Origin of the sequence: uncultured Microbacterium sp., from assembly GCF_963521695.1 — a bacterium.
In the GTDB taxonomy this organism is placed as follows: Bacteria; Actinomycetota; Actinomycetes; order Actinomycetales; family Microbacteriaceae; genus Microbacterium.
The window spans coordinates 1-25,815 of record NZ_CAUQWC010000019.1 but is presented as its reverse complement, the minus strand read 5'-3'; the positions used below and the strand labels follow the sequence as shown (position 1 = coordinate 25,815).

Sequence of the window (25,815 nt, the reverse complement as noted above, 5' to 3'; positions counted from 1 at the left end):
GGGCGAGCGGAGGGAAGCAGCGACACGGCACCTGAGCCGACGGCCGACGCGCAGCGCTCCGAAGATGAGACATCGGCATCAACGGCCCCCACCGCGTCCGCACCGGCTGCGTCCGCGGCATCCGATGCTCCGCTCACCCCGGCGCAGGTCGCCGGTATCGCCACCGGGTACGCCGCCGACGGCGCGGCGCTCGACCTCGGGGTGCTGATGAACGGGGGGCCGGTGGCATCCGTTCCCGTCCGCATCCCGCTGGCCATGGTCAACCGCCACGGCCTCGTGGCGGGGGCGACGAGCACCGGCAAGACGCGCACGTTGCAGCTGCTCGCCGAACAGCTGTCCGACAACGGTGTGCCCGTGTTCGCGGCCGACATCAAGGGCGACCTCTCCGGTGTCGCCGCCCCCGGAACCCCGAGCGAGAAACTCGCCGCCCGCACGGCCGCCCTCGGTCAGGAGTGGTCGCCGCGGGCGTTCCCGACCGAGTTCTACGCGCTGGGCGACGACGTGGGCTCGGGCATCCCGGTGCGGGCGACGGTATCGGGGTTCGGGCCCCTGCTGCTCAGCCGGGTGCTGGGACTGAACGCCACCCAGGAGTCGAGCCTCGGACTCGTCTTCCACTACGCCGACGAGAAGGGCCTCGCCCTCGTCGACCTGTCGGACCTGCGCGCCGTGCTGACCTACCTCACCGGCGACGAGGGCAAGGCGGAGCTCAAGGGGATCGGCGGGCTGTCGGCCGCCACCGCGGGAGTGATCCTGCGCGAGCTGGTCGCGTTCTCCGCCGCGGGCGCGGAGTCCTTCTTCGGCGAGCCCGAGCTCGACGTGCGCGTCTTCCTGAGGACGGATGCCGCGGGCCTCGGCATCGTGAGTCTGCTCGAGGTGCCGAACGTGGCATCCCGTCCGGAGCTGTATTCCACGTTCCTGATGTACCTGCTGGCCGAGCTCTACGAGGTGCTGCCCGAGGTGGGCGACGTCGACAAGCCCAAGCTGGTGTTCTTCTTCGACGAGGCGCACCTGCTCTTCCGTGACGCGTCGAAGGCGTTCCTTTCCGCCATCACGCAGACCGTGCGCCTAATACGTTCCAAGGGTGTGGGCGTGTTCTTCGTCACGCAGACGCCGAAGGACGTGCCCGGCGACGTCCTCGCGCAACTCGGCTCGCGCGTGCAGCACGCCCTGCGCGCGTTCACCCCCGACGACGCGAAGGCGCTGCGCGCGTCGGTGCGCACCTACCCCGACTCCGGCTACGACCTCGAGCGCGTGCTGCAGGAGTTGGGAACGGGGGAAGCGATCATCACGGTGATGAGCGAGCGGGGGGCTCCGACCCCCGTCGCCTGGACGCGCATCTTCGCGCCGCGGGCGTCGATGTCGCCGATCGCCGCCGACGCGATGGCCTCGGCCGTGTCGGCATCCCCCCTCTTCTCCACCTACGGAACACCCATCGACCGCGAGTCGGCACGCGAGATCCTCGGCGCGCGCATGCAGGCGGCGACGGAGGCCCGCGAGGCGGAGGAACGGGCGAAGAAGGCCGCCGCCGACGAGGCCGAGTACGCCAAGCAGAAGGCCGCGATCGACAAGGCCAACGCCGCCGCGCAGAAGGAGGCGCAGCGTGAGTACGAGCGGATCCTGAAGTCCACGTCGGCGCCGCGATCCCGCGCGAGCGCACCCGCGCCCGGGTTGGACGGGCTGCTCGGGCGCGGGGCGACCAAGAGCATCGTGTCGGGCGTGATCCGCGGCCTGTTCGGCAACAGTCGCCGGCGCTGAACGCGCCGCGCCGCCGGCTCGCGTACCGGGGGCGGTGGTGCGGACGTCACCGTGTCGGGGCGTCCGATCCGGCCGATCCTGAGCGGGCGCGGTGGTGCGCGTCGCCATATCGGGGAATCATCGCGGAACCGGATGCCAGGGGTGTGGCATCCGATTCCGTCCGATCCGACCGGTTCCCGTGGTGGCGGGGTGCGGTTCAGGGCCGGCGGACCGCGAGGGGCATCGTCGAGGTGTCGATGAGCGGATCGCGGTCTTGCCGCTCGACGATGGCCTCCGCCTCGGCGGGGGTCTCCACCGTCGGCATCGAGCCGAGCAGCGGCCGTCGGGCGGTCTCGCGCATCGACAGCAGGGCGATGAGCCCCAGCGCCGCGAAGAACATGATGTAGAACGCGGGCATGAGGGTGTTTCCGGTCCAGTCGATGAGGGCCTGGCTGAACAGGGGGGTCGTTCCGCCGAACAGCGAGACGGCGACGTTGTAGGCGACGGCCATGGCTCCGAAGCGGGATGCCGTGGGAAACAGCGCGGGCAGGGCGGATGCCGAGATCGCCACGTAGAACGCCACCGGCACCGCCGCCATGCACAGCGCGATCATCACCGCCCACAGCTCGCCGATCTGCATGATCAGGAACGCCGGCACCAGCAGCACGAGCGCGGAGCCCGCGGCGATCGCGTAGACGGGCTTGCGACCGATGCGGTCGCTGAGGCGCCCGATGAGCGGAAGCGTCGCCGACATCACCAGCAGCACGGGGACCGTCGCAACGGCTGCCGCGATGTTGGAGATGCCGACCTCTTTCTCCAGGTAGGTGGGCATGTAGCTGGTCAGTGCGTAGCCGGCGGTGTTGGTGGCGGCCACCAGCGCGATGCCGATGAGCAGCGCGCGCCAGTGGTGGCGCACGATGCCGACCAGGCCCTGGCGGGCCATCGGGTCGTCGGCGTCGGCCTCGTGGGTGCCGGCCTGTTCGAACGCCGGCGTCTCGGGGATCCGCAGGCGGAAGTAGATCGCCACGACGCCCAGCGGGATGGCGAGCAGGAACGGGATACGCCAGCCGTACTCGACCATGGCGTTCTCTCCCGAGATCGAGGTGGTGATGGCCGTGGTCAGCGCCACCGCCGACGCGCCCGCGGCGAAGCCCACGTAGGAGCCCACGTCGAGCCACGATGACCAGAAGCCGCGGCGGCGGTCGGGGGAGAATTCCGAGACGTAGGTGGTCGCTCCGGCGTACTCGCCGCCCGTGGAGAAGCCCTGCACCATCTTCAACAGGTACAGCGGCACGATCGCCCACAGCCCGATCTGCGCGGAGGTGGGCAGGATGCCGATGAGCGCGGTCGCCGTGGCCATCATCGCCATCGTGAGGAACAGCACCTTCTGCCGACCGATGCGGTCGCCGAGGGGGCCGAGGACGAAACCACCGAAAGGACGCACGAGGAACGAGATCGCGAAACCCAGGAGGGTGACCAGCAGCCCCCACGGGTCGGGGACGTCCGAGGCGAACACCGCGGCGAGCGTCAACGCGAGGTAACCGTAGATCCCGAAGTCGAACCACTCCATGAAGTTGCCGACGACGGTGCCGCCGATGGCGGTGCGCACGCGTTTCGTGTCGACGACGATGACGTCGTCGACCTCGAGACGGGGGGAGGGGGATGCCGAGGGGGTGTTCTCGTTCATTCTTCTACCCCTAGCCCGATCGCCGCGAGGTCGCCAGTCGGGGCACCGGGGGCGGGGTCGTGCTAGCGGAAGGCCAGCACGCCGTCACCCCACGCACGTCGGAGGTCGGCGTCGAGGTCGTCGACGATGCGGTCGTTCCGGTCGATGACGAGAGTTGCGCGGGAGTCGACCGTGTACGCGGGCCAGTCGGGGGCACCGGATGCCGATGGCGCCCGACCGTACGCGAACGCGCTCCAGCGTTGCTGCATCCGCGTCGACAGCTCTTCTCCGGCGCGGCGCCCTCCGAGGCGGAAGGTCGGGTCTTTCGGACCACCGTCGAGGGTGCCCCACACGTAGATCAGCTCGCTGCCGTGCGTGGCGCCCAGGCGCACGAGACGGAAGAACGGTGTGCAGTGATCGAAGCGGTAGAGGTGCACGGGCGCGACGGCGGCGTGACCCTCGGCCACCCACAGCGTGGGCAGGCGGAAGCCGATATCGCCGGCGATGCCGAGGCCCAGCGCGCGATGGCGGACGTGCTCGTACGCGGTGAGCACCTGTGAGCGCTCCGGCAGCACGACGTCGGGGTTCTCGGCGGCCATGTCGGCGAACATCCGCTCGATGCGGTCGCCGGTGACGGGGATGAGCGGCGACTTCATGTAGACGAAGAGCGACGCCTCGTCTTTGTTCGTGCCGATCATCAGGGGCACGGGGAGTCCACGTCCCTCGCGCAGCACCGTCACGGGCGCCTCGGGCACGAGGTCGCCGTCGATGGTCGGGGCGAACGCGAGGGTCCCCGGGTCGTGCTCGGGCACCTCGGCGAAGAGGCGCTGACCGGCCGCCGCCAGGGTCGCGGGGCTCATCTCCCGCAGTTGGCGGGCGGCGTCGGGCGCATCAGGGTCGACACCGAGCGACCGGACGAACCGCGTCGCGACCTTGCCCGCGCGCTCGCGCCCGTAGACGCTCGACGCCGGCGACGACTCGGCGATGGCGCGGTGGAAGAGTCCGGATGCCGACGGTGTGGCCAAGAGCGTCGTGACGACGCCGCCGCCCGCGGACTCGCCGAACAGCGTCACCCGATCGGGGTCGCCGCCGAACGCGGCGATGTTGCGCTGCACCCAGGTCAGCGCGAGGAGGACGTCGCGAAGGCCCAGGTTGCCCTCGAACCCGGCGCCCGGGAGAGCCGCGTCGATACCGAGGAAGCCGAGGGTGCCCAGACGGTAGTTCAGGGTCACCACGATCACGTCGCCCGCCACGGCCAGACGAGCGCCGTCGTAGGTGCGCTGGCTCGCGGCACCGAACACGTATGCGCCGCCGTGCACCCATACCATCACCGGGCGGGGCGACGGTGTCTCGGCATCCGGAGCCCAGACGTTGAGGAACAGGCAATCCTCATCTTGCGCGATACCGTCGCCGAGCGGCAGGGGGCTGGGCGGCTGCGGGCACGCCGCGCCGAAGGAAACGGCGTCGACCTCCTCGACCGCGTCGGGCGCGGCGCGCGGAGTGCGCCACCGGAGGTCCCCGACGGGGGCCCGGCCATAACGGATGCCCAGCCACCGGCGAGCCCCTGCTCCGACGCGACCGCGGAAGGATCCGGCGGGGGCCTCGGCGAGCGGGCCGGGGGATGCGTCGATCACGCGCCCACCCTAGCGCCGCCGTCAAGCCCCCGGGGATGTCGGAGGCCCGGCGTACGGTGACGGGCATGAGCGAGCTGACCACACCCACCGGCCGCGAACCCGCCCTCGTCGCGCAGCCCCGTGACGACGGCTCGGCACCGCGCGCCCTCGTGCTCGGCGCCACCGGATATCTGGGTGGGCGCCTCGTTCCGCGCCTGATCGCGGCGGGCTACCGCGTGCGCGTGCTCGCGCGCGACCCCCGGCGCGCGACGGCGTTCCCGTGGGGCGGCGACGTCGAGGTCGTACAGGGCGATGCGACCGATACCTCGGCCGTCACCGAGGCCGTGAAAGACGTCGACGTCGTCTACTACCTGATCCACTCGATGGGCGGCGGCCGCGACTTCGAGAGCACCGACCGGCGCGCGGCGCAGACCGTCGCGGATGCGGCCGCCGCGGCATCCGTGCGTCGCATCGTGTACCTCGGTGGCCTGCACCCGCTCGACACGCCCCTCTCGGCTCACCTCCGCTCCCGCGTCGAGGTGGGCGACATCCTGCTCGCCAGCGGGGTGCCCACCCTGGTGCTGCAGGCCGGTGTCGTCATCGGCTCGGGCTCCGCGTCGTTCGAGATGGTGCGTCACCTCACCGACGTGCTGCCGTACATGCCCGCGCCGAAGTGGGTGCGCAACTTCATCCAGCCGATCGCGGTGCGCGACGTGCTGCACTACCTGCTGGGGGCGGCGCGCGTGGCGCCCAACGTCAACAGGGCCGTCGACATCGGCGGACCCGACGTGCTGCGGTACGGGCAGATGATGAACGGCTACGCCCTCGAAGCGGGCCTGAACCAGCGTCCGATCGCGTCGCTGCCCGTGCTCACGCCGCGGCTCGCGTCGCACTGGGTCAACCTCGTGACACCGATCCCGAAGTCGATCGCGCGCCCGCTCGTGGAGTCGCTGCAGAACGACTGCGTGGTCAAGGACCGCGCGGTCGACGACCTCATCCCGCGTCCCGAAGCGGGGCTGATGCCCTACCGCGAGGCGGTCCGCCTGGCGATGCGGCGCGTCAACAACGACGATATCGAGACCAGTTGGCTGGATGCCGAGGTCTCGGGCGTTCCGAGCGACCCGCTGCCGAGCGACCCCGACTGGGCCGGCCGTCTGGTCTACACCGACAAGCGCTCGATGACGACGACGGCGAACGCCAAACAGCTCTGGTCGGTGATCGAGGGGATCGGCGGAGAGAACGGCTGGTACTCCTCGCCGCTGCTCTGGGCGATCCGCGGCTGGATGGACCGGCTCGTCGGCGGCGTGGGCCTCGCGCGCGGACGCCGCAGCCGTTCCGTCGTCACCGTCGGCGACGCGCTGGACTTCTGGCGCGTCGAGGCCATCGAACCCGGCAGCCTGCTGCGGCTGCGTGCCGAGATGAAGGTCCCCGGCGGGGCATGGCTCGAGCTGCGTGCGACCCCCGAGGGTGACGGAGCCCGCTTCGACCAGCGTGCACTGTTCTTCCCCACGGGTCTCGCCGGGCGGCTCTACTGGCTCGCGGTCCTGCCGTTCCACGGGCTGATCTTCAGCGGCATGGCGCGACGCATCACCGCTGCCGCCGAGCACGTGCAGCGCGAAGACCCCGAGCCGCAGTCCGAGGCGGGCCGCATCGCACCGGAGGTGCCCGAGGTCGAGACGATCGGCGGGTGACGGCGGTGTCGCCCGCCCGCGGGGCCTGTGACATCCTGGCGCGCCTAGGCTGATCCCGTGCCGCATGCCGCCCGGGTGATCACCGTTTCCGACCGTTCCGCCGCCGGACTCCGCGAAGACCGGGGTGGTCCGCTCGCCGTCTCGCTGCTGCGCGAGGCAGGGTTCGACTGCGCCGATGCGATCGTCGTCCCCGACGGTGCCGACAGCGTGGAGAGCGCCCTGCGCGCAGCCGTCTCGGCGGGCCCCGGGCTCGTCGTCACCACCGGCGGCACGGGCATCGCACCGCGCGACCGTACGCCCGAGGGCACGGCCCGGGTGCTGGACCGCGAGCTTCCCGGCATCGCCGAAGAGCTCCGCCGTCGTGGCCTGTCCGACACCTCTCTCTCGATCATCTCCCGGGGGCTCGCCGGCATCGTCGACCCGGGCACGCTGATCGTCAACCTGCCCGGGTCGACCCGAGCCGTGGCATCCGGGGTCGCGGTGATCGCGGAGGTCGCGCCGCACGTGCTCGACCAACTCGCCGGAGGAGACCACGCATGACCACGCCCGACAGCGGTTCGCCGTCCGACCTTCCTCTTCGGGGCTCCGTGCGCATCGCGCGCCTCTCCGAGACGTCGCTCGACCTCGACGCGCACCTCGACGCTGTCGAAGACGCGTCATCGGGAGCCGTGACCACCTTCGTCGGGCGCGTTCGCGACACCGACCCCGACGCGTCCGACGCCGTCATCGCGCTCGAGTACAGCGCGCACCCCGACGCCGAGCAGGCTCTGCACCGCATCGCCGCCGCGGCGGCCGAGGGGACCGACGCGATCGTCGCGGTCAGCCACCGGGTGGGGCGCCTGGGCGTCGGCGAGGCAGCGGTCGTGATCGCCGTGGCATCCGGTCACCGCGCGGAGGCGTTCGAGGTCTGCCGACGCGTGATCGAGACCATCAAGACCGACCTACCCGTGTGGAAGCGGCAGGTCGAAGCGGACGGCACGACGGCGTGGAAAGGGCTGGGCGGGTAAGCGTCCGGCGGCGCGCCCGCTTGTCGCAGATCGGGCGCTTCCTCGGAGACTCCCCCGCGGATTCTGCGAGGAAAGGGGGTTTCTGCGAGGTACGGACCCCGGTCAGCCGCCCGCGAAGGGCGGCAGGATGTCGACGTGCGTGACCCCGGACAGGGGGGCGTCGTCGTCACGGCGCTCGCCGTCGACGAGGACGGCACAGCGGTCCAGGATGCCGCCGAGGGCGGGGTGGTCGGCGACGACCGCTGCGCGCAGCGCGGCCAGGCCCGGTTCGTCGCGGTCCTCCGCATCCGTGCCCGCTGCCTCCGCGGCGGCGGCGAAGTAGCGCACGCGCACGCTCACGCGAGTGCTCCGGTGACGCCGGGGTGGCCGCTCGGCGCGTCGGCCGCTGCGGGGGATGACGCGATCCCGGGAGCACCCGGCTCTCCCGGACGCAGCCAGTCGCCGGATTTGCCGCCGGTCTTCGACACGATGCGCACGTTCTCGATGAACGTGCCCTTGTCCATGCCCTTCACCATGTCGACGATCGCGAGGGCGGCGACCGAGACGCTCGTGAGCGCCTCCATCTCGACGCCCGTGCGATCCGCCGTACCGACGGTGGCCTCGATCTCGACCCCTTCGTCGGTGATCGTGAGATCCACCGAGGCGCGGTGCACGCCGATGACGTGCGCGAGCGGGAGGAGGGCGGGCGTGGACTTCGCTGCCTGGATGCCGGAGATCCGGGCCACGGCCAGCACGTCGCCCTTGGGGGCGGTGCCATCGCGGAGGGCCGCCACGACCTCGGGCGCGCACCGGACGAAGCCGCGAGCGGTCGCGGTGCGGACGGTGGGCTGCTTCAGCGTCACGTCGACCATGCGGGCGTGGCCCGCGGCATCCAGGTGGGTGAAGGTCATGGAATCAGCATGACATCGAGCGGGTCGCCCACCGACACGGTCGACACTTCGGCGGGAACGATCGCGAACGCCCCGGCGCGCGCGAGCGAGGCGGCCAGGTGCGATCCGGAGCCACCCGTGGTGGCCGGGCGGACGGTGCCGGCGACGAGATCGACGACGGCGGGGAGGTACTGGCGGCGGCCGGGTGGGGTCGTCCAGCTCTCGGATGCCGTGAGCCGGGCGAGAGGTCGATCGACGGTCGTGCGCCCCTGCAGGGCGAGCAGCGCCGGACGCACGAACACCTCGAACGACACCGCTACGCTCACGGGATTGCCGGGGAGTCCGAACACCAACCGGCCGTCGTCCAGGACACCGAAGGCCTGCGGCTTGCCGGGCTGCATCGCGACCTTGTCGAAGGCGATGCGATCAGCCAGGGCCAGACGCACGGGCTCGTAGGCCCCGGCGCTCACTCCGCCGGTGAACACGACGACATCGGCGCGGGTGGCGCGCGCCAGCACGGCGTCGATGCCCGCGGGATCGTCACCGATACGATCGACGAGCTCGATGTCGGCGTCGGCGTCGGCGACGACGGCCGCGAGCAGCGTCGCATTCGAGTCGGGAGTCTGACCGCGGCCGGGCGCGTGGCCGGGGGCGACCAGCTCGCTGCCGGTGGAGACGATCGCGACGCGGGGGCGGCGCGTGACGGTGACCGTGTCGACGCCCGCGGCCGCAGCGGCACCCAGGGCGAACGCGCCGAGGCGTTCACCAGGGGAGAGCACCGCGTCGCCGGCGCGGGTATCGCCGCCCCGCCGGCGGATGAACGCGCCGAGGGCCGTCGGCGCGCGGAGCACGGTCACGGCGCCCAGCGAATCGGCGAGTCCGCCGACGGTGTCCTCGAACGGCACGATGGCGTCGGCGTCGGCGGGGACGATCGCACCCGTCATGATGCGGGCGGCCTCGCCGGGGGCGAGCGAGGGGTCGTCGGCCGTGCCGGCGGGGAGATCGGCGACCACGCGCAGAGTCATGGGGTTCTCGGCATCCGCCCCCTCGACGTCGGCGAAGCGCACCGCGAAACCGTCCATCGAGGAGTTGTCGAAGCCCGGCAGGTCGTGCGCGGCGAGCACCGGGGCGGCGAGGGTCCGGCCCGACGCCTCCGACAGCGGCACCGACTCGGCGGGCAGCAGGGCAATGGCGGCGAGCACGCGGGCGCGGTGCTCTTCGACGGTGAGGAGGGCGGTCACGAGGGGAACCTTCCGGACGGGGATGAGACGGACGCCGGGACCGTCCGCACGTGAAACCGGCGGATCACGGTCGCCGCGCCCCGGCGAGCGGGAGGACGTCGTGCCGGGCGCGCAGCGCGTCGATGACGACGAGGCGCCCGAGGAGGGGCTCGCCCGCTCCCGTGACGAGCTTGATCGCCTCGGTCGCGAGAAGCCCGCCGACCTGGACGCACAGCGAGCCGAGCACGCCGACCTGGGCGCACGTCGGGGGTTCACCGGCAGAACCGGGCGGGAAGAGGTCGCCGAGGACGACTGCCGCGTATCCCTCGGGCGGATGCGACCAGAACACCGTCACCTGCGCCGCCCATTCCTGCACGGCACCCCAGACGAGGGGGATGCCGAGGGCTTCGGCGCTCGCTGCGACGGCCTCGCGCGTGTCGAACGTGTCGCTGCCGTCGATGACGAGGTCGGCACCCGCGAACAGCTCGAGGGCATTGTCGGAGGTCAGCCGGAGGTTCCGTTCGTGAACGACGGTGAGCGGCGACAGGTCGCGCACGGCGCGGGCGGCGGATGCCGTCTTCGCGGTGCCGATGTCGGCGACGCGGTGCGCGAGCTGGCGTTGCAGGTTCGTCCGCTCGACCGTGTCGTCGTCGATGATCACGAGCTCGCCCACCCCGGCCGCGGCGAGCGAGAGCAGCACGGGGGAGCCGAGACCGCCGGCACCCACCACCGCGATGCGCGCGGCCGCGAGACGACGTTGCCCCTCCTCGCCGATACCCGCCAGCACCGCGTGGCGGGCCGTACGGATGAGTTCTTCCGGGGCGAGGGATGCCGCGGGCTCGACGAGCGGTCTCATCCGCCGATCGCGCTCATGGTGCGCTCGGGCTGCACGAAGTCGGCGCGCGCCAAGCCCGCACGATCGGAACCGTGGGCGCGGGGCTTGGCCCACATGGCATCCCGCCAGATCTGCGCGAGCCCCTCGTCGTCGGCGCCGTCGCGGAGCGCGGTGAGCAGGTCGGTCTCGTCGTGCGAGAACAGGCACGAGCGGATGCGACCGTCGGCGGTGACCCGCGTGCGCGAGCAGGCGACGCAGAAGGGCTCGGTGACCGACGAGATGATGCCTACGTGCCCGGCGAGGGCGGTGTCGCCGTGGCGGCGCACCTCCCAGCGTTCGGCGGGGGCGGCGCCCCGGCCACGCGGATCGGCGGTCAGGCTGAAGCTCTGCTCGATGGCCGCGCGGATGTCACGCGCCGGGATGACGTTGGTAGCGCTCCACGAACGATCGCCGTCGAGCGGCATGTCCTCGATGAAGCGCATCTCGAAGCCGTTCGACACGGCCCAGTCGACGAGCGGCACGACCTCGGTGTCGTTGATGCCCCGCAGCAGCACCGCGTTGATCTTGATGGGCCCGAGGCCGGCCGCGCGGGCGGCCTGCAGGCCGGCGAGCACCTTATCGAGGTGGGGGCGGCGGGTGAGCTCGGCGAAGGTCTCGGGGTGCAGGGTGTCGAGCGAGACGTTCACGCGCGTGAGCCCCGCGTCTTTCAGCGCCTGCGCGCGGCGGTCGAGGCCGACGGCGTTGGTCGTCATCGAGATCGGCAGGTCGGGGTTGTCGGCGCGGATGCCGGCGATGATGAACTCGAGGTCTTTGCGTACGAGCGGTTCGCCGCCGGTGATGCGCAGTTCTTCGGCGCCGAGCGACTGCACCGCCACCCGGACGATGCGGCGGATCTCATCGGTGCTCATCAGCTGCGACTGCGGGAGCCACGGCATCCCGTCGGCCGGCATGCAGTAAGTGCAGCGCAGGTTGCACTTGTCGATCACAGAGACGCGCAGGTCGGTCGCGACGCGACCGAAGCGGTCTTGCAGGCCTCCGTCGGTCGGGGCGCCGGTGGCGCGGACAGCGCCGGGTTCGCGCTGCGGTCCGGGCCGCTGCGCATCTGCCGGTCGGGGCCCTCCGGTGGAACGGATCGCGCCGAGCTGGGCCGCCGGGGCCGCTGCCGTCGTGACGGTGGCGCCGAGCGGCACGGACACCGGACGTGACGTCGCGTGCGCGTGATCGGCATCCATGGCTTGAGCCTAGGTCAGCCCTGCGGGGGCGGGGGCGGGCCGAGACGGAGTGGGAGGAGTTTCGCGGATTCGAGAAGACCACCGTGGGGCTCGCGGTGTACCGCGCGGGGACCTGAGTGAATCGCTGCCGGGGCGAAACCGGTCGATCCTGCACCCGGGTCAGCGCATGGTTCGCTCCGTGCGATGTATTCGTGCGCCGTCGAGGTGATGTGCGTCACGTCTCGGTGGCGGCGGTCCCGGTGTTGGCCAGGTGCTCCGATTCGGTCCAGTTGGCGAGCAACTGCAGGCGTTCGAGGGAGGTCGATCCGGGGGGTGCCGAGAACACCAGCATCTGCAGTCCTCGATCGGAGGCGAGGTCCATGGCCTGAAAGGTGAGATCGAGGTCGCCGACGACCGGGTGGTGGATGCGTTTGGTCCCGGTGCGGTGTTCGCGAACGTCGTGCGCGCCCCAGAGCGTGCGGAACAGATCGCTGCGGGTGGAGAGCTCGCCGACGAGGTCGGAGAGGTGCCGGTCGTGCGGGGAGCGTCCCGCTTCGGCGCGCAGAACGGCGACGATCTGGCGGGTCTGGCTCTCCCAATCCGGGTAGAACGTCTGGGCTTCGGGGTTGAGGAAGATGAAGCGGGCGGCGTTGACGGGAGGGCGAGCGTCATCGAGCATCACCGAGTACAGCGCGTACCCCAGCCGGTTGGTCGCCACCGCGTCCAGGCGCCCGTTCTGCACATAGACCGGCACCGTCGACATGGCATCGATGGTCTGCTGCATCTCCGGCGTCACCTTCGACGTGCGCCCCGATCGCGGGCGCCGCTGAGGGTGGGCGCCGGCATTGGCAGCGCGGATCAAGTCGTACAGGTGAGAGTGTTCCGCGTCGTCGAGTTTCAGTGCACGGCTGACGCCGTCGATGACGGCATCGCTGACACCGGTCGCATTTCCCCGCTCGAGGCGCTTGTAGTACTCGGCGCTCATCCCTGCGACCAGGGCCACCTCTTCGCGGCGCAGGCCGGGCACGCGGCGGCGTCCGCCGAAGTCCGGCAGCCCCACCTGCTCGGGGGTGAGTTTCGCTCGCCGGGTCGTGAGGAACTCACTGATCGCGTCGTGATCGTCCATGACCTCGACGGTACGCCGCCGAACCCGGCCGATGGGGTCCCTGCGGGGGCACCCATAAGGAGGGCCACGCACACGTCGACGGAGAGGCGTTGACTCGAGGGCACCAGCCGCCGATGGCGCCGGCATCCGACATTTCAGAAGGGCAACACTCGTGAGCAGCAACGTATGGTTCATCACCGGGGCCGGCCGCGGCCTCGGTATCGACATCGCCCGTGCGGCCCTCGCGGCCGGGCACTCCGTCGTCGCAACCGGCCGAGACGCCGCCCGCGTGGAGAACGCGATCGGCGCGCACGAGAAGCTCCTGGCGGTCGAGCTGGACATCACCGATCGTGGCGCCGCGAAGGAGGCAACCGCGGCCGCGGTGGAGCGGTTCGGGCGCATCGACGTGCTCGTGAACAATGCCGGCAACTTCTACGCCGGCTACTTCGAGAACATCAGCCCCGAGCAGTTCCGTGCGCAGATGGAGACGAACTTCTTCGGCCCTCTGAACGTCGCCCGCGCCGTGCTTCCGGTGATGCGCACGCAGCGTTCGGGTCAGGTGATCACGGTCACCTCGATGGCGGGCCTGATCGGTCAGGAATTCTGTGCGGCCTACGCCGCGTCGAAGTTCGCGCTCGAGGGGTGGATGGAATCGCTGCGGTTCGACGTGGAGCCGTACGGCATCCGCACGATGTCGGTGGAGCCCGGCTTCTTCCGCACCGAACTGCTCGTCGAAGGAGCCTCGACGATCTGGCCCGAACTGCACGTCGACGACTACGCCGAACGTACCGCGAAGACCATCGAGGCGTGGAAGAGCATGAACGGCCAACAGGGCGGCGACCCGAAGAAGCTCGGACAGGCGCTCGTCATCCTCTCCGACTCCGTCGAACTCCCGCTCCGTTTCATCGCCGGCGCCGACGGCATGGCCGGTGAGGAGGAGAACCTCTCCACCATCCAGGCGCAGATCGACGCCAATCGCGAGTTGTCCGCCTCCCTGTCCTACGACGCGTGATCGAGGGGCATGCGCATGACTGACCCACGACTTTCCCGAACCGTCGCTGTCGTCTCCGGCGCCCGCAGCGGCCGTCACACAGTCAGGACGACATGAAAACCGCACATCTCGGAGACCTCGCTGTCTCTCGCATCGGCCTCGGCGCGATGACCATGGCCGGCACCTACACGACGGGCGGAGGTCTGGACAACGACGAATCCATCCGCACGATCCGACGGGCGTTGGATCTCGGTGTCACCCACATCGACACCGCCGAGATCTACGGCCCGTACCTGAGTGAAGAGATCATCGGGCAGGCCCTCACGGGTCGCCGAGACGAGGTCAAGATCGCGACCAAGTTCGGCTTCGTCTCCCACTCCGGCGGCGGTCCCGGAACCATCGACAGCAGCCCCGCCAACATCAGGACCGCCGTCGAAGGATCTCTGCACCGGCTGGGGACCGACTACATCGACCTGTACTACCAGCACCGCGTCGACCCGAACACGCCCATCGAAGACACCGCCGGAGCCGTCGCCGACCTGATCGCCGAGGGAAAGGTCCTCCACTTCGGGCTCTCAGAAGCATCCGCAGCCACCATCCGCCGCGCCCACGCCGTGCAGCCCGTGTCGGCGCTGCAGACGGAGTACTCGCTGTGGACCCGCGACGTCGAAGAAAACATCTTGCCGCTGCTCCGCGAACTCGGCATCGGCTTCGTCCCCTACTCGCCGCTCGGACACGGCCTGCTCACCGGACAGATCCGCACGGTCGACGACTTCCCCGACGACGATTGGCGCAAGGACAACCCTCGGTTCATCGGCGAGAATTTCCGGCGCAACCTGGCACTCGTCGACGAGCTCCGCGCGATCGGGGCCGAGATCGGCGCGACCCCCGCGCAAACAGCTCTCGCCTGGATCCTCACGAGGGGAAACGACATCGCCCCGATCCCCGGCACCCGCCGGGTCGAGCGAATGGAGGAGAACACGGCCGCGGACCGGGTCGAACTCAGCACCGGGCAGATCGAGCGCCTGGAGTCGCTCCAGCCCGCCGCCGGCGACCGGCACAATGCAGCCAACATGGCCTCCATCGACCGCTGACACCGCGAACCCGAGAGGACGTCGGGGAGGGGATCGGTCTTCCCCGCGGCCCCTCTTCCGTGGCCGAGGAGGGCTCAGCCTCTCGTGGTGCGACCCGGCATCGTCAGCGTGGCACTGCTGGGTACCCCATCGGTTTCGCGCCACGGGCCGTCAGGTTCGAGACGCGTTGCCCTGGGGCAGTGCGAGGTCTTCGACGCGTCGGATTCGAGCGAGCGGCGACAGAGCGACCCACACGATGGTTGAGAGACACAGAGCCGCCCCCAGCCCGGGAGCTGCACGGGTGCCGAGCCACTCACCGGCGAACCCGCCCGCCAGCGCGCCGAGCGAGATGGTTCCGTAGGTGACGGTTCGCATCGACGCGTTCACGCGGCCGAGCAACCCGTGCGGAGTGCGCAGCTGTCGGATCGTCACGAGCAGCACGCTCGAGACTCCCGTCCCGGCGCCGTTGAGTGCCCATACGCCGGCGAGCACGGCGACGATCGCTGTCGCGCCCCAAACCGCGTCCACCAGCGGAATGACGCAGAGCACGCTGCACTCGACCACGGCGCACGCCAGGAGCATACGGCCGGCGCGGAACCGTCGAGTGAGGGCAGGGGTCAGGGCCGCGGCCGCGAGCGCACCGGTCGCCCCCAGTGAGAACACCAACCCGATCTGGCCGGCGTCGAGGCCGAGTTCGCGGATGCTGTGCAGTGTGAACAGCACGACGATCCACTGGGAGAAAGGGTTGTAGAGCGCGGAGAACCCGACGTTCGCGACGAGATACCGGTCGCGCAGCACGTAGGTGATGCCGTCGCGCACGTCAGTCACGAATCCGCCGCGCGTGCCGTCGGTGCGCTCTGGCGGTTCGGGCGCTTGTTCCGGGGTGCGGATGGTCGATGTCGCAATGCCCGACACCGCATAGCCGATGGTGCTCGCGAGCAAGGCCATGGGCGCTCCCACCCATTGCGCGAGGAGACCTGCGATCCCGGGGCCTCCGATCTCAACCCCCGACGCGGTGGCCTGTAGCCGCGAGTTGGACCCTTCCAGTGCGTTCGTCGGTACGAGCGATGGCACGAGCGACTGGTAGCAGACCTCGTACAGCACGGCGAAGGCACCGAGGGCGGTGACGAGCGCGATGAGAAGAGGCAGGCTGAGGCCGCCCAGCAGAGCTGCGACGACCACGCCGAGCATGAGCGCGGCGCGTGACCACTGGCTCAGCGCGATGAGGCCCCGCCGACGGCGTCGGTCGGCGAGCACGCCGAGTGGCAGGGCGAGGAAGAGGAAGGGAAGCCACTGGGCGAGCCCGATCGCCCCCAGTTCGGCGGCCGAAGCGCCGAGCACCGTGATCGCGACCAGGGGGACGGCCAACTCGCGGATCTGCTCACCCGTCAGCGACGCTGCCTGTCCCAGCCAAAAGCGCCGGAAGTCGCTCTGTCATCGATTACTAACGCGTGATCGGGACTTCATACATTACACGGTTGCACACTTCGCTAACGGGAGTAACCCGTGTTGTCCATTAGGCTCAGGCAATGGCGTACGCACGGGGTGTTCGGACTCGAATCCCCTTCTCGTCCATCGCCGGACATCCTGCGCTCGACGCGGTGAATACCGTGCACTGGCGACTGAGCCCCGACCGATGGGCCGACCGCTTGGAGGGCTTCGATGACCTCCTCGCGTGGTCCTTCCAGTTCGGGTTCATCGATGACGAAGCGGCAACGCACCTGGAGTCGCTGGCACAAGCCCACCCCGACCTCGCCGCGAGTGAGCTCACGCGGGTCCGCGCGCTGCGAGAAGGGTTGTACGTTGCGGCCTACCAGTCTGACGAGTCAGGCGCCGAGCTTCTCGCCGGAGAGTATGCGGAGGCAATCGCGGCAGGTCGACTCCAGCGTCTCTTCACCGATGAGAATGCGCCGCGACGATGGCACTTCGACGTCGATCTGGCTCTGCCCCGCCGCCGTCTTACCCTCGCAGCTGTCGACCTCCTCACGCAGACGGACCCCGGGGTACTCGGGCAGTGCGCCGACGACGACTGCGGCTGGGTGTTCGTGGACACCTCACCCCGTAACAACCGCCGTTGGTGCGTAGCCACCGACTGCGGCAACCGCAATCGAGTGCGACGTCACAACGAGCGGGCTCGCCTGGCGTCTCCGCCGGTCGAGGGGGCGTCCGATCCCGTATGAGGCGAGCGCTCAGTGCGAAGGGGCGGCTCCCGGGGCGAACGCTGCGCCCAGTGCCGATACGAGGCGTGGGAGCGCGGTGGGGTCGGATGCGGCGTGAGCGGGGACGAGCTGCCCGATCGACAGACCCCAGCAGTCCTCGTGACGAACGAGATGGGACAGGGCTTCGCCCACCATCTCGACAGTGGGGCCGCTGTTGCGCCCGTTGACGTTCTCGGCGATCGGAGCGTCCAGGAAGTCGAGGACGTCGACGTCGAGGTGCACGACGAATGGGCCACTATCAAGGTGGGCTGCCGCCCGGCGCGCCGCTGCGGTGGGGTCGGCGCACAGCGCGGTCTGGTCGACGACACCGATCTTCAGGATCTCGAGCTGTTCGCGCTCCCACGTCGTGGTTTCCCGAGTCGGATCCGCGCCGAGGTAGACGAGATCGGAGGGGTGTAGCACTGGCGCGCCATCCCGAGTCGATGCGAGTTCGGGAGCGGTGCCGTCGAGTCCGAGCGCGTGCGCCATGCCCATCCAGCTCAACGAACCTTCTGTCGTCGACCGCGGCGTGTTCAGGTCGAGGTGCCGGTCGATGTAGATCAGACGCGGACGGGCGTCGGCTATCGCCATCGCCCGGCACATGCCGAACGCGACCATGCAACTCCCCCCGATCAGCAGTAGTCGTCGACCGCCTGCGAGGAGCGCTCCCGCCGCCTCCGCGAGCTCCGTCGACGCCTGGGCTTCCTCGCCGACGTTCTGGACGAACGGACTCGCGTGGTCGGGGTGCCAGACGCGTGTCGTCAGGTCGCCCGCATCGACAACCGGCGTCCCGCCGAGAGCGAGCGCGTCGAGCAGGCCCGCCTCCCTCAACGCGGCCGGGGCGCCTTCGACGCCGATGCAGTACGCGCTCACGCTGTTGGGGACGCCGAGGACGGTCACGCGATATCCGTCGCGGGCAAGGGTCGGATCGCGCTCGTCCTTCGTCACGCGTCCATTGCATCGTGAAGGGCCCGGTTTGTCGACCGACGCCCGAGCACCGGCGCCGGCTCTGACCCGCCGCGTGGCTCACGTGAGGCGAAATCTGTGGATCTCGCACCAGCGGTGGGTGTTGCACCGGTGATTGAGATCACTGGGGCGCGCATGCGGTGGCTAGCGCCGTCTGGCTGCCGCCGCCGTCGCCCCGACCGCGGCGGCAAGGGTGAGGGCGAGCGTGGAGAAGACGGGTCGGCGGTGGCGGATGGCCCACGTCTGGGGGCTGAACGAGTGGGCGTCGTCGGAGAATATGCCTCGGGCGCCGTGGTCGCCCGTGACGGGTTCCCACAGGTTCGAGGGCTGCGTAGAACGAGGCTTGCCCGTCTCGACCTGCCCGCTGTACGCCGTCTTCGCGAGGAACCAGTCGAGGAACCGACCGGCGAATCGAGCGCCGAGGATGGTGGCCGCAGTGGGTTCGCCCACCCACGTGCGTCGACGTGGCACGTCCGCAACATCCGCGATCGCACGTGCACCGACCTCGGGTTCGAAGATGGGAGGTACGGGCTGGGGGTGTTCGGGGAAGTTCGACTTCACCCAGCCGAACTGCGTCGTGTTCAGCGCGGGCATGTCCACCAGCGACACCGCTACATCGCTGTGATTGTGCGTGAGTTCCGCGACGACGGCGTCGGTGAACCCATGGACGGCATGTTTCGCGCCGCAGTAGGCCGCCTGCAGCGGGATCCCTCGGTGGGCGAGGGCTGAACCGACCTGGATGACGTGCCCCGTCCCGCGAGAAGTCATCCGGCTGAGCGCCGCACGGGTGCCGTTGACGACCCCGAGGTAGGTGACCTGTGTGGCTCGATCGAAGTCCTCGACGGACGTATCGAGGAACTCCGAGATGGTGCCCGCCATCGCATTGTTCACCCACAGGTCGATAGGACCGAGCTCGTCCTCGACCGCCGACGCGGCCGCATCGACGGCGCCCCAGTCCGCAACATCGGTGCTGACGGCGTAGCCCCGGCGTCCCCGCGCCTCGATCTCTCGCACGGTGGCGGCCAGACCGTCCTCGCCTCGCGCCAGCACGGCGACATCCCACCCCCGATCCGCCAGCTCCCGACTGATCGCCCGCCCCAGGCCCGCAGACCCGCCCGTCACTACCGCCACACCACGCGCGCTCATCGTTCCCCCTCATCACCGGTTAGCTTCGCGGCAACCGTACGACCCGCACCCGCCATCGACAGGGGGTTGTGGGACGCCTCACCGCCGTACCCGAGAACTCGAACGGGCTGAGCCTCCCGGCGCGCACCGCCGGAGCGGGCGTGCCAGCTCGCGCGGTTGACTCCGCCGCAGGGGCAAGGCTCACAGTATGAACATGCCCACCACACTTCCCCCGAACTTCTCTGCGGGTCGATTCCGTTCGCTGACCGGCCTCTCCGAGAAGGCGCTGCGCCTGTACGCCGACCACGCCGTTCTCACCCCGTCTGCTATCGACCCGGTAAACGGCTACCGGTCCTACGCCCCCGACCTGATCGTCGACGGCATCACGCTGGACCTCCTCCGTCGAGCGAAAATCCCGCTCGACGACCTCCGCCCCGACAGCCGGTTCCGATTCGACGAGCATCGCGGAAACCTGGCGATACGCAGAGCCATGGAGGACTTCTACCTCGACGTGGCCGAGCGCGTTGCCACCACTGACCCCGATGGCCTCGAGGCGATCGTTCGCGACGCAGATCCTGCGCACTGGATCGGGTGTGAGATCCCCTTCGGCATCTCCTCGGATTCGAATGAGCTGACAGAGACCTTCACTGCGTTGGCGGTGGATCTTCCGAACCTCGACCGTGTCTTCGTCGACGCTCTCCGGGCAGAGGGGATCGAGCTCCTCCCGGAATCCTGGACCACATCGGTATCGACTGTCGTACCTCAAATGCGCCTCGCGCATCGTGTGACAGGTCCTGCTTCACCCGACGCCCTTCGCCGCGTGGGCGACGTCGTTGCACCGCTGCTGGATGCCGCCGCGCGGGTCACGTCAGACACGCTGCCAACGCGACAGGAGCTGGTCTACTCACTGCCGCACGCGACCGCCACGGACGACACGGGCCTCGACGACTCGACGCTCTCCTACCTCGCCAACATCGCTTTCGCCCATCGCATCGCGACCGGCCACGTTCACGCCCTCAGCGACGTCGCCCGCCGCCGGGCCTTCTCGGTGTCCATGTTCGATTCCTCAACCAGCGCCGCAGACGTCTACGACCTGGTGCCCCACTCGGCGCCTCCCCAGCCAGCGGGCGACGCGTGAGGCCACGGATGCAGCGTTCGCGTCTTCTGAGTCTTCGTACTCGCGGGTCTCGCGGCAAACCCTGCTCTCGCCACGGAGCTCCATCCGCATCGGTGGCGGAGTACTGCGGGTCCGCTCGGTGCGAAGCCGCGTCGCCCCTCTCGCGGTGGCGCACGACGTGAAGAGCCCCGGATGCACCGCTTGCGTCCATCCCCGTGACCGGCCCGCGCCCCGGCGGACTCAGGCGCTACGGTCGGGGGATGCCGAACACCTTCCGCATCGCGACGGCCGCCCGCCTCCTCGGGGTCAGCGACGACACGGTGCGTCGCTGGATCGATCAGGGTGTGCTGCCGACGACGGGATCCTCGCCGGCGGAGATCCCCGGCGCCGCCCTGGCCGCGCGCGCGGTCGCGCTCGCCGACGAGCCCGATGACCCGACCGGTGTCGCATCCAGCGCCCGCAATCGGTTCGTCGGGATCGTCACCCGCGTGCAGATCGACGGAGTGATGGCGCAGGTCGACCTGCAGTGCGGTCCGCACCGGGTGGTGTCGCTGATGTCGGCCGAGGCGGCGAACGAGCTGGCGCTCGAGCCCGGCTCGCTCGCGGTGGCGTCGGTCAAGGCGACGGTCGTGACGGTGGAGGCCCCGCACGGGTGAGGCGTCGGTCGCGCCACCCACGACCGAGGTGATGCATGGAGAGCCCCGCGCGGTTCGGGCGAGGGTGACTCCACCGCCGACCGAGGCGGCGCGTGCCGGGGTCGGCGCGACGAGATACGCAGCCGCTTGCCCCACAGCGAGGAGCTGAGGCCCGCGGCGACATGCCGGCGCAGCCGCGCACTCGAGCGTCAGACCGCGAAGCGCGGACCGATGGCGTCGGTGGTGAGGTCCCAGAGCTTCCGCGCGTCGCCGGCGTCGTGGAAGGGCTCCCACAGCGCGATCGGGCGGGCCGGGCCGCCGACGAGCCTTGAGGGCCCGAAGAAGGTGCCGCTGGATGCCGGAGCGGTTGCGGCGAGCACGGCGGGTTCGGCGGCCGATGCCACGGTGCCGGTGACGTGCAGGCGCGAGAGCAGCCGGATGACACGGCGGGCGCCGAGTTCGCGCGAGCGGCCGAGACCGGGTTGTGCCGCGAGCAGGTTGGTGGGCGAGACGCCGGGGTGCGCCAGGGTGCTGGTGATCTGCCATCCCTGGGCGCGGCTACGGCGTTCGAGCTCCTGGGCGAAGAGACCGATGGCGATCTTCGACTGCGTGTACGAGGCCATCGCGTCGTACGGAGCGGCGTCGATGGCGTCCTCGCGCAGACGCCCCCGGCGGGCCGCGATGCTCGTCTGGTGCACGACCCGCGCGCGACCCTCGCGCAGCAGCGGGAGCAGGCCGAGAGTGAGTGCCGCGTGACCCAGGTGGTTCGTGCCCCACTGCAGCTCGAAGCCGTCGGAGGTCGTCTGCCGGTCCGGTGGGGTCATCACGCCGGCGTTGTTGACGAGCAGGTGCACGGGCCGCCCCTCCCCGCGGAGCTCGGTGACGAGAGCGTGCACCGAGTCCAGACTCGCGAGGTCGAGCGTGCGCGTCGAGGCCACGGCATCCGGGACCTCTCTGCGCAGGGCGTCGAGCGCGCGGCGGCCCTTCTCGGGGGAGCGGACGGGCAGGACGACCTCGGCGCCGAGAGAGGCGAGGCGCGTCGCGATGACCGTGCCGATGCCGTCGCTGGCACCGGTGACGACGGCCAGACGGCCGCGGAGGGAAGGAGAGGTGGGGGACATGGTCGGTCCTTTCGCGTCGATGTCTCGATGCTCTCGCCCCCGCCCCGAGCGAGCCAGTGCCCGCTCAGCCACTGTTCGGCGATCCACCCCTCAGCGCCGCACGTCGGGGGCGAGCGCGACCGGGCGGCCTCAGCGCGCAGCGGTGGACGGCGCGCCGATGACCGCCAGCAGGCGGAGCTTGTCGGCGCTCTCGCTACCGGGCTGCGCCGTGAAGACGAGCAGGCGGTGCGACTGCTCGGGGTCCAGCAGCGTCTGGCACGACAGGTCGAGGTGCCCGACCTCGGGGTGGTGGAACCGCTTGACCTCGGGGGGCCGCGCGCCGACCTCGTGCGTGTCCCACAGCGCGGCGAACTCCGCGCTGCGTCCACGGAGGTCGCTGGCCAGCTCGGCCGCGCGCGAGCCCTCGCCGCGCGCGGCGACGAGTTCGCGCAGCCCCGCCGCATAGACCCGCGAGAGGACCGTGGCTTCGTCGGGAGGGTACGCGGTGCGAGTGGTCGGATCGGTGAACCAGCGGTACCCGAGACTCCGCGCGGGACCCGTGCGCCGCGACGCATCGCCGAGGAGCGCGACCCCGAGGCGGCTCTGACGCAGGGTCTCATCGAGCTCCGTGACGATCTCGGCGGGGGTGTCGTCGAGACGGTCCAGCACGCGCAGCATCCCGGGGCTGACGTGCTCCGTGCCGGAGTGGCGGGAGGGCGGCTGGTGTCCCGCGAGCCGGAAGAGATGATCGCGCTCGGCGAGACTGAGGTGCAGGCCCTGCGCGAGGGAGGTCAGCATCTGCTCCGAGGGGGTGGGACCCGTGCCGCGTTCGAGACGGGCGTAGTAATCGGTGGACAGATGGCAGAGGAGGGCCACCTCCTCGCGACGCAGGCCCGCCGTTCGTCGTCGCACGCCGCGCGCGAGCCCGACATCCTCGGGCTGCAGGGACTCGCGGCGGTGCTGGAGGAAGTCGCCCAGGCCGGTCAGGTCGCTCATGTCGTCGCTCGCATCCCCCGTTCCTACCGCGCCGCGCGGAGTCGTGCCAGGACTCGCCGATCCACCTCTCGCGTTCGGGGTGGCGGCTCCGTGGTCGGGCCCGCGAGGGTGCACCCGGCTGACTGAGCGGTTTCAGCTTGCGACCGAGATGTCAGCGAAATGCACTTCGCTGTGAAAGCGGCCTCGTTGCGGCCAAGAGTCCGCATATGCGGAATAATGGGGGCGGTGGCGGTCCTCCGGCGTCGCCGGAAGGATGCCATGTCTCGCTCTGTCCGTCTTCTCGCCCTTCTGGGCGCGGCGGCTTTCCTCGCCGGGTGCGCCAGCGCTTCCACCCCCGTTGCGCCCGCCCCCGCGGCATCCGGATCCGCCGCGTCGTCCGGTGAGCTGTCGGGAACCGTCGAGGTCTACGCCGCGGCCTCCCTGCAGCGCTCGTTCGATGAGATCGCGACGGCGTTCGAGCAGGAGCACCCGGGCGTCACGGTGAGCGCGGTCTACGACGGATCGAGCACGCTCGCCACGCAGATCGGCGAGGGGGCGCCGGCCGACGTCTTCGCCTCGGCCGACGAGAAGAACATGGCCAAGGTCACCGCCCAGGCGCCGGACCCTCAGGTGTTCGCGGGGAATACCCTCGTCATCGCCGTGCCGAAGGGGAACCCCGGCGGTGTCCGGACCCTCGCCGACCTCGCGCGCGGCACGACCGTGCTCTGCGCGCCCGAGGTCCCCTGCGGTGCGGCCTCGGCGACGCTGCTGTCGAACGCGGGCGTCAGTGTGAGCGCGGCGAGCTCGGAGCAGAACGTGACCGCGGTGCTCACGAAGGTCGCGGCATCCGAAGCCGACGCCGGGCTCGTCTACGCCACCGACGTCGTCGGGCGCGATGACGTCGAAGCGATCGTGCCCGAGGGCGCCGACGCGGTCGTCAACCGCTACCCGATCGCTGCGCTCACCGAGGCGCAGAACCCCGATGCGGCGTCCGCCTTCGTCGCCTTCGTGCTGTCGGACGAGGGACAGCAGATCCTCGCCGACGCCGGTTTCCGCGCGCCGTGAGAGTCGCGGGATACGTCCCGCGCTGGCTGATCGTGCCGGCGGTGGTCGGGCTTCTCTTCCTGCTCGTGCCGCTGACCGCACTCATCGTCCGCGTCGAGTGGGCGACGTTGTGGAGTGACATCACCTCGGATGCCGCGCTCTCGGCCCTCGGTCTGTCGCTGTCGACGGGGGCGGTGGCGACGGCGATCTGCGCGATCGTCGGCGTCCCTCTCGCCGTTCTCATCGCGCGGAGCCCCGTTCGCGTCGCGGCGCTGCTTCGGGCGCTGGTCACCGTGCCGCTCGTGCTGCCACCGATGGTCGGTGGTGTCGCGCTGCTCTATCTCTTCGGGCGGAACGGCTGGTTCGGCGCGCTCGGATTGCCCTTCTCCACACCCGCCGTGGTGCTCGCGCAGGTGTTCGTCGCCCTGCCGTTCCTCGTGCTCGCGGTGGAGGGCGCGCTGCGCAGCACCGGGGTCGAGTTCGAGCGTGCCGCGGCATCGCTCGGCGCGTCGCGCGCGACGATCCTGCGGCGCGTGACACTGCCGCTCGCCGCACCGGGGATCGTCGCCGGTGTCGTGCTGTGCTTCGCCCGCGCGATCGGAGAGTTCGGCGCGACAGCGTTGTTCGCCGGCAACCGCCCCGGCGTGACGCAGACGATGCCGCTCGCGATCTACACGGCGTTCAATGGCGCGGGGGTCTCGCAGGGTACTGCCGTGGCGCTGTCGCTGCTGCTGCTGGTGACCGCGGTCGCGGTATTGCTGCTCGTTCGCGGGTGGCGGCCGGGGGTGGGGCGATGAATGGCGGCGGCGGTCGCGTCGACGGCGGCGCGGGATCTTCTCCGGATGCCGCGGTGCCCGGGTCGCCCGCGCGTGCTGACGAGGGTGATCGGGATGCCGCGGCGCTCTGCGCCCGCGTCGTCGTGCGTCGTCGGGACTTCGAGGTCGACGTCTTCCTCGAGGTGGCCGCAGGAGAGACCGTTGCCCTCATGGGCCGCAGCGGCGCCGGCAAGTCGACGGTGCTGGGCGCGCTCGCCGGGCTCACGCCGCTGGACGGCGGCGAGATCGTCTTCGACGGACGGGTGCTCGACCGCCCTCCGCGTGTGCGGACCGCCCCGATGCACCGCGGCATCGTGCTGCTCGGGCAGGATGCCCGGCTCTTCCCGCACCTCACCGCGCGCGAGAACGTCGCCTTCGGTCCGAGGGCGGCCGCGGTCTCGGCATCCGATGCCCGTTCCCGGGCCGACGAATGGCTGACACGGGTCGGGCTGCCGGGCGCGGGCGATCGTCGCCCCGCGCAGCTCTCGGGCGGCGAACAGCAGCGCGTCGCGGTCGCTCGAGCGCTCGCCGCGGAGCCGCGGGTCGTCCTGCTCGATGAGCCGCTCGTCGCCCTCGACGCGGTGACGGCGTCGGAGATCCGCGCGATGCTGCGCGAGCGCCTCGACGGGGTCACGACGATCGCGGTGACCCACGACGCAGTGGATGCCGCGGCGCTCGCCGACCGCCTGGTGATCGTCGAGCGGGGCTCGGTGACGCAGGAGGGACCGATGCGCGAGGTGCTGGCGGCGCCGGCCACCGAGGTGGCCGCGAAGATCGCGGGGCTGGAGCGCGTCGTCGGGGTCGCCCGGGGTGGGGCGTTCGAGT

At 70.8% G+C, this 25,815-nt stretch carries 24 protein-coding genes and 1 pseudogene; 12 read left to right on the top strand and 13 right to left on the bottom strand.

Annotated features, from left to right (window positions below; genetic code table 11):
• On the top strand, nucleotides 1-1,755 hold a 1,755-nt coding region (locus tag RWP81_RS02750; RefSeq protein ID WP_399540535.1), incomplete at its 5' end, for a helicase HerA-like domain-containing protein.
• 196 nt (nucleotides 1,756-1,951) lie between these two features.
• Here RWP81_RS02750 and RWP81_RS02745 read toward each other — a convergent pair.
• Both RWP81_RS02745 and RWP81_RS02740 read right to left on the bottom strand, forming a co-directional pair.
• Nucleotides 1,952-3,421, bottom strand: coding sequence for an MFS transporter (locus RWP81_RS02745; protein ID WP_314452027.1), 1,470 nt, complete (start codon nucleotides 3,419-3,421; stop codon nucleotides 1,952-1,954).
• Nucleotides 3,422-3,483: 62 nt separating this feature from the next.
• A complete protein-coding gene (locus tag RWP81_RS02740; protein WP_314452025.1) occupies nucleotides 3,484-5,034 on the bottom strand; it encodes a carboxylesterase/lipase family protein in 1,551 nt (516 codons plus the stop codon).
• A gap of 65 nt (nucleotides 5,035-5,099) precedes the next feature.
• Between RWP81_RS02740 and RWP81_RS02735 the strand changes: the two genes are divergently transcribed.
• Genes RWP81_RS02735 through RWP81_RS02725 form a run of 3 tightly spaced genes read left to right on the top strand, consistent with a single transcriptional unit; the run spans nucleotide 5,100 to nucleotide 7,711 of the window.
• On the top strand, nucleotides 5,100-6,704 hold the full coding sequence (locus RWP81_RS02735) for an SDR family oxidoreductase (protein WP_314452023.1): 1,605 nt from the start codon (nucleotides 5,100-5,102) through the stop codon (nucleotides 6,702-6,704).
• A gap of 57 nt (nucleotides 6,705-6,761) precedes the next feature.
• Complete coding sequence (locus RWP81_RS02730) at nucleotides 6,762-7,244, top strand: MogA/MoaB family molybdenum cofactor biosynthesis protein (protein ID WP_314452021.1); 483 nt, start codon at nucleotides 6,762-6,764, stop codon at nucleotides 7,242-7,244.
• Entirely contained in the window at nucleotides 7,241-7,711 is a 471-nt protein-coding gene (locus RWP81_RS02725; RefSeq protein ID WP_243224110.1) for a molybdenum cofactor biosynthesis protein MoaE, read from the top strand. Before RWP81_RS02730 ends, RWP81_RS02725 begins: the two co-directional genes overlap by 4 nt.
• A 102-nt stretch (nucleotides 7,712-7,813) precedes the next feature.
• Here the strand turns inward: RWP81_RS02725 and RWP81_RS02720 are convergent, their stop codons facing one another.
• The 6 genes from RWP81_RS02720 to RWP81_RS02695 all read right to left on the bottom strand — a co-directional run bounded on the left by RWP81_RS02720 (nucleotide 7,814) and on the right by RWP81_RS02695 (nucleotide 12,972).
• Nucleotides 7,814-8,050 (bottom strand): MoaD/ThiS family protein, encoded by a 237-nt coding sequence (locus RWP81_RS02720; protein WP_314452018.1) that lies wholly within the window; start codon nucleotides 8,048-8,050, stop codon nucleotides 7,814-7,816.
• Nucleotides 8,047-8,601 carry a cyclic pyranopterin monophosphate synthase MoaC gene (gene moaC / locus RWP81_RS02715; RefSeq protein ID WP_314452016.1) on the bottom strand — a complete coding sequence of 185 codons (555 nt, stop codon included), beginning with the start codon at nucleotides 8,599-8,601 and terminating at the stop codon, nucleotides 8,047-8,049. Before moaC ends, RWP81_RS02720 begins: the two co-directional genes overlap by 4 nt.
• On the bottom strand, nucleotides 8,598-9,821 hold the full coding sequence (gene glp, locus RWP81_RS02710; RefSeq protein ID WP_314452014.1) for a gephyrin-like molybdotransferase Glp: 1,224 nt from the start codon (nucleotides 9,819-9,821) through the stop codon (nucleotides 8,598-8,600). The genes moaC and glp overlap by 4 nt, the downstream gene beginning before the upstream one ends.
• Nucleotides 9,822-9,885: 64 nt before the next feature.
• Nucleotides 9,886-10,656, bottom strand: a complete 771-nt coding sequence (locus tag RWP81_RS02705) for a HesA/MoeB/ThiF family protein (protein WP_314452012.1) — start codon at nucleotides 10,654-10,656, stop codon at nucleotides 9,886-9,888.
• Nucleotides 10,653-11,867: a GTP 3',8-cyclase MoaA gene (moaA, locus tag RWP81_RS02700; protein ID WP_314452010.1), complete on the bottom strand. Its 1,215-nt coding sequence runs from the start codon at nucleotides 11,865-11,867 to the stop codon at nucleotides 10,653-10,655. The genes RWP81_RS02705 and moaA overlap by 4 nt, the downstream gene beginning before the upstream one ends.
• Before the next feature lie 214 nt (nucleotides 11,868-12,081).
• On the bottom strand, nucleotides 12,082-12,972 hold the full coding sequence (locus RWP81_RS02695; RefSeq protein WP_314452008.1) for a helix-turn-helix transcriptional regulator: 891 nt from the start codon (nucleotides 12,970-12,972) through the stop codon (nucleotides 12,082-12,084).
• A 151-nt stretch (nucleotides 12,973-13,123) separates the two neighbouring features.
• Here RWP81_RS02695 and RWP81_RS02690 point away from each other — a divergent pair, with 151 nt between their 5' ends.
• Together RWP81_RS02690 and RWP81_RS02685 are read left to right on the top strand one after the other, a co-directional pair.
• Nucleotides 13,124-13,963 (top strand): SDR family oxidoreductase, encoded by an 840-nt coding sequence (locus RWP81_RS02690; RefSeq protein WP_314452006.1) that lies wholly within the window; start codon nucleotides 13,124-13,126, stop codon nucleotides 13,961-13,963.
• Between the two features lie 92 nt (nucleotides 13,964-14,055).
• Nucleotides 14,056-15,036: an aldo/keto reductase gene (locus RWP81_RS02685; protein WP_314452004.1), complete on the top strand. Its 981-nt coding sequence runs from the start codon at nucleotides 14,056-14,058 to the stop codon at nucleotides 15,034-15,036.
• 150 nt (nucleotides 15,037-15,186) lie between these two features.
• Here RWP81_RS02685 and RWP81_RS02680 read toward each other — a convergent pair.
• Nucleotides 15,187-16,431: pseudogene (locus RWP81_RS02680) on the bottom strand (MFS transporter); the annotation flags it as partial.
• Nucleotides 16,432-16,544: 113 nt separating this feature from the next.
• Here RWP81_RS02680 and RWP81_RS02675 point away from each other — a divergent pair.
• A complete protein-coding gene (locus RWP81_RS02675) occupies nucleotides 16,545-17,195 on the top strand; it encodes a CGNR zinc finger domain-containing protein (protein ID WP_314452002.1) in 651 nt (216 codons plus the stop codon).
• Between the two features lie 9 nt (nucleotides 17,196-17,204).
• On the opposite strand, the gene RWP81_RS02670 is transcribed toward RWP81_RS02675, so the two are convergent.
• Both RWP81_RS02670 and RWP81_RS02665 read right to left on the bottom strand, forming a co-directional pair.
• Nucleotides 17,205-18,161, bottom strand: a complete 957-nt coding sequence (locus RWP81_RS02670) for an arginase family protein (protein ID WP_314452000.1) — start codon at nucleotides 18,159-18,161, stop codon at nucleotides 17,205-17,207.
• Nucleotides 18,162-18,323: 162 nt separating this feature from the next.
• Nucleotides 18,324-19,325 carry an SDR family oxidoreductase gene (locus RWP81_RS02665; RefSeq protein WP_314451999.1) on the bottom strand — a complete coding sequence of 334 codons (1,002 nt, stop codon included), beginning with the start codon at nucleotides 19,323-19,325 and terminating at the stop codon, nucleotides 18,324-18,326.
• 193 nt (nucleotides 19,326-19,518) lie between these two features.
• Here RWP81_RS02665 and RWP81_RS02660 point away from each other — a divergent pair, with 193 nt between their 5' ends.
• Both RWP81_RS02660 and RWP81_RS02655 read left to right on the top strand, forming a co-directional pair.
• Nucleotides 19,519-20,442, top strand: coding sequence for a MerR family transcriptional regulator (locus RWP81_RS02660; protein ID WP_314451997.1), 924 nt, complete (start codon nucleotides 19,519-19,521; stop codon nucleotides 20,440-20,442).
• Between the two features lie 239 nt (nucleotides 20,443-20,681).
• A complete protein-coding gene (locus RWP81_RS02655; RefSeq protein WP_314451995.1) occupies nucleotides 20,682-21,077 on the top strand; it encodes a TOBE domain-containing protein in 396 nt (131 codons plus the stop codon).
• A 188-nt stretch (nucleotides 21,078-21,265) separates the two neighbouring features.
• Here the strand turns inward: RWP81_RS02655 and RWP81_RS02650 are convergent, their stop codons facing one another.
• Complete coding sequence (locus RWP81_RS02650) at nucleotides 21,266-22,177, bottom strand: SDR family oxidoreductase (protein ID WP_314451993.1); 912 nt, start codon at nucleotides 22,175-22,177, stop codon at nucleotides 21,266-21,268.
• Between the two features lie 129 nt (nucleotides 22,178-22,306).
• A complete protein-coding gene (locus RWP81_RS02645) occupies nucleotides 22,307-23,152 on the bottom strand; it encodes a helix-turn-helix transcriptional regulator (protein WP_314451992.1) in 846 nt (281 codons plus the stop codon).
• Between the two features lie 258 nt (nucleotides 23,153-23,410).
• Here RWP81_RS02645 and modA point away from each other — a divergent pair, with 258 nt between their 5' ends.
• From modA to RWP81_RS02630, 3 genes are all read left to right on the top strand, one after another.
• On the top strand, nucleotides 23,411-24,196 hold the full coding sequence (gene modA / locus RWP81_RS02640) for a molybdate ABC transporter substrate-binding protein (protein ID WP_314451990.1): 786 nt from the start codon (nucleotides 23,411-23,413) through the stop codon (nucleotides 24,194-24,196).
• Nucleotides 24,193-24,972: a molybdate ABC transporter permease subunit gene (gene modB / locus RWP81_RS02635; RefSeq protein ID WP_314451987.1), complete on the top strand. Its 780-nt coding sequence runs from the start codon at nucleotides 24,193-24,195 to the stop codon at nucleotides 24,970-24,972. The genes modA and modB overlap by 4 nt, the downstream gene beginning before the upstream one ends.
• Nucleotides 24,969-25,815: ATP-binding cassette domain-containing protein (locus tag RWP81_RS02630; protein WP_314451984.1), on the top strand; the 847-nt coding region annotated here is incomplete at its 3' end. The genes modB and RWP81_RS02630, both read left to right, overlap by 4 nt.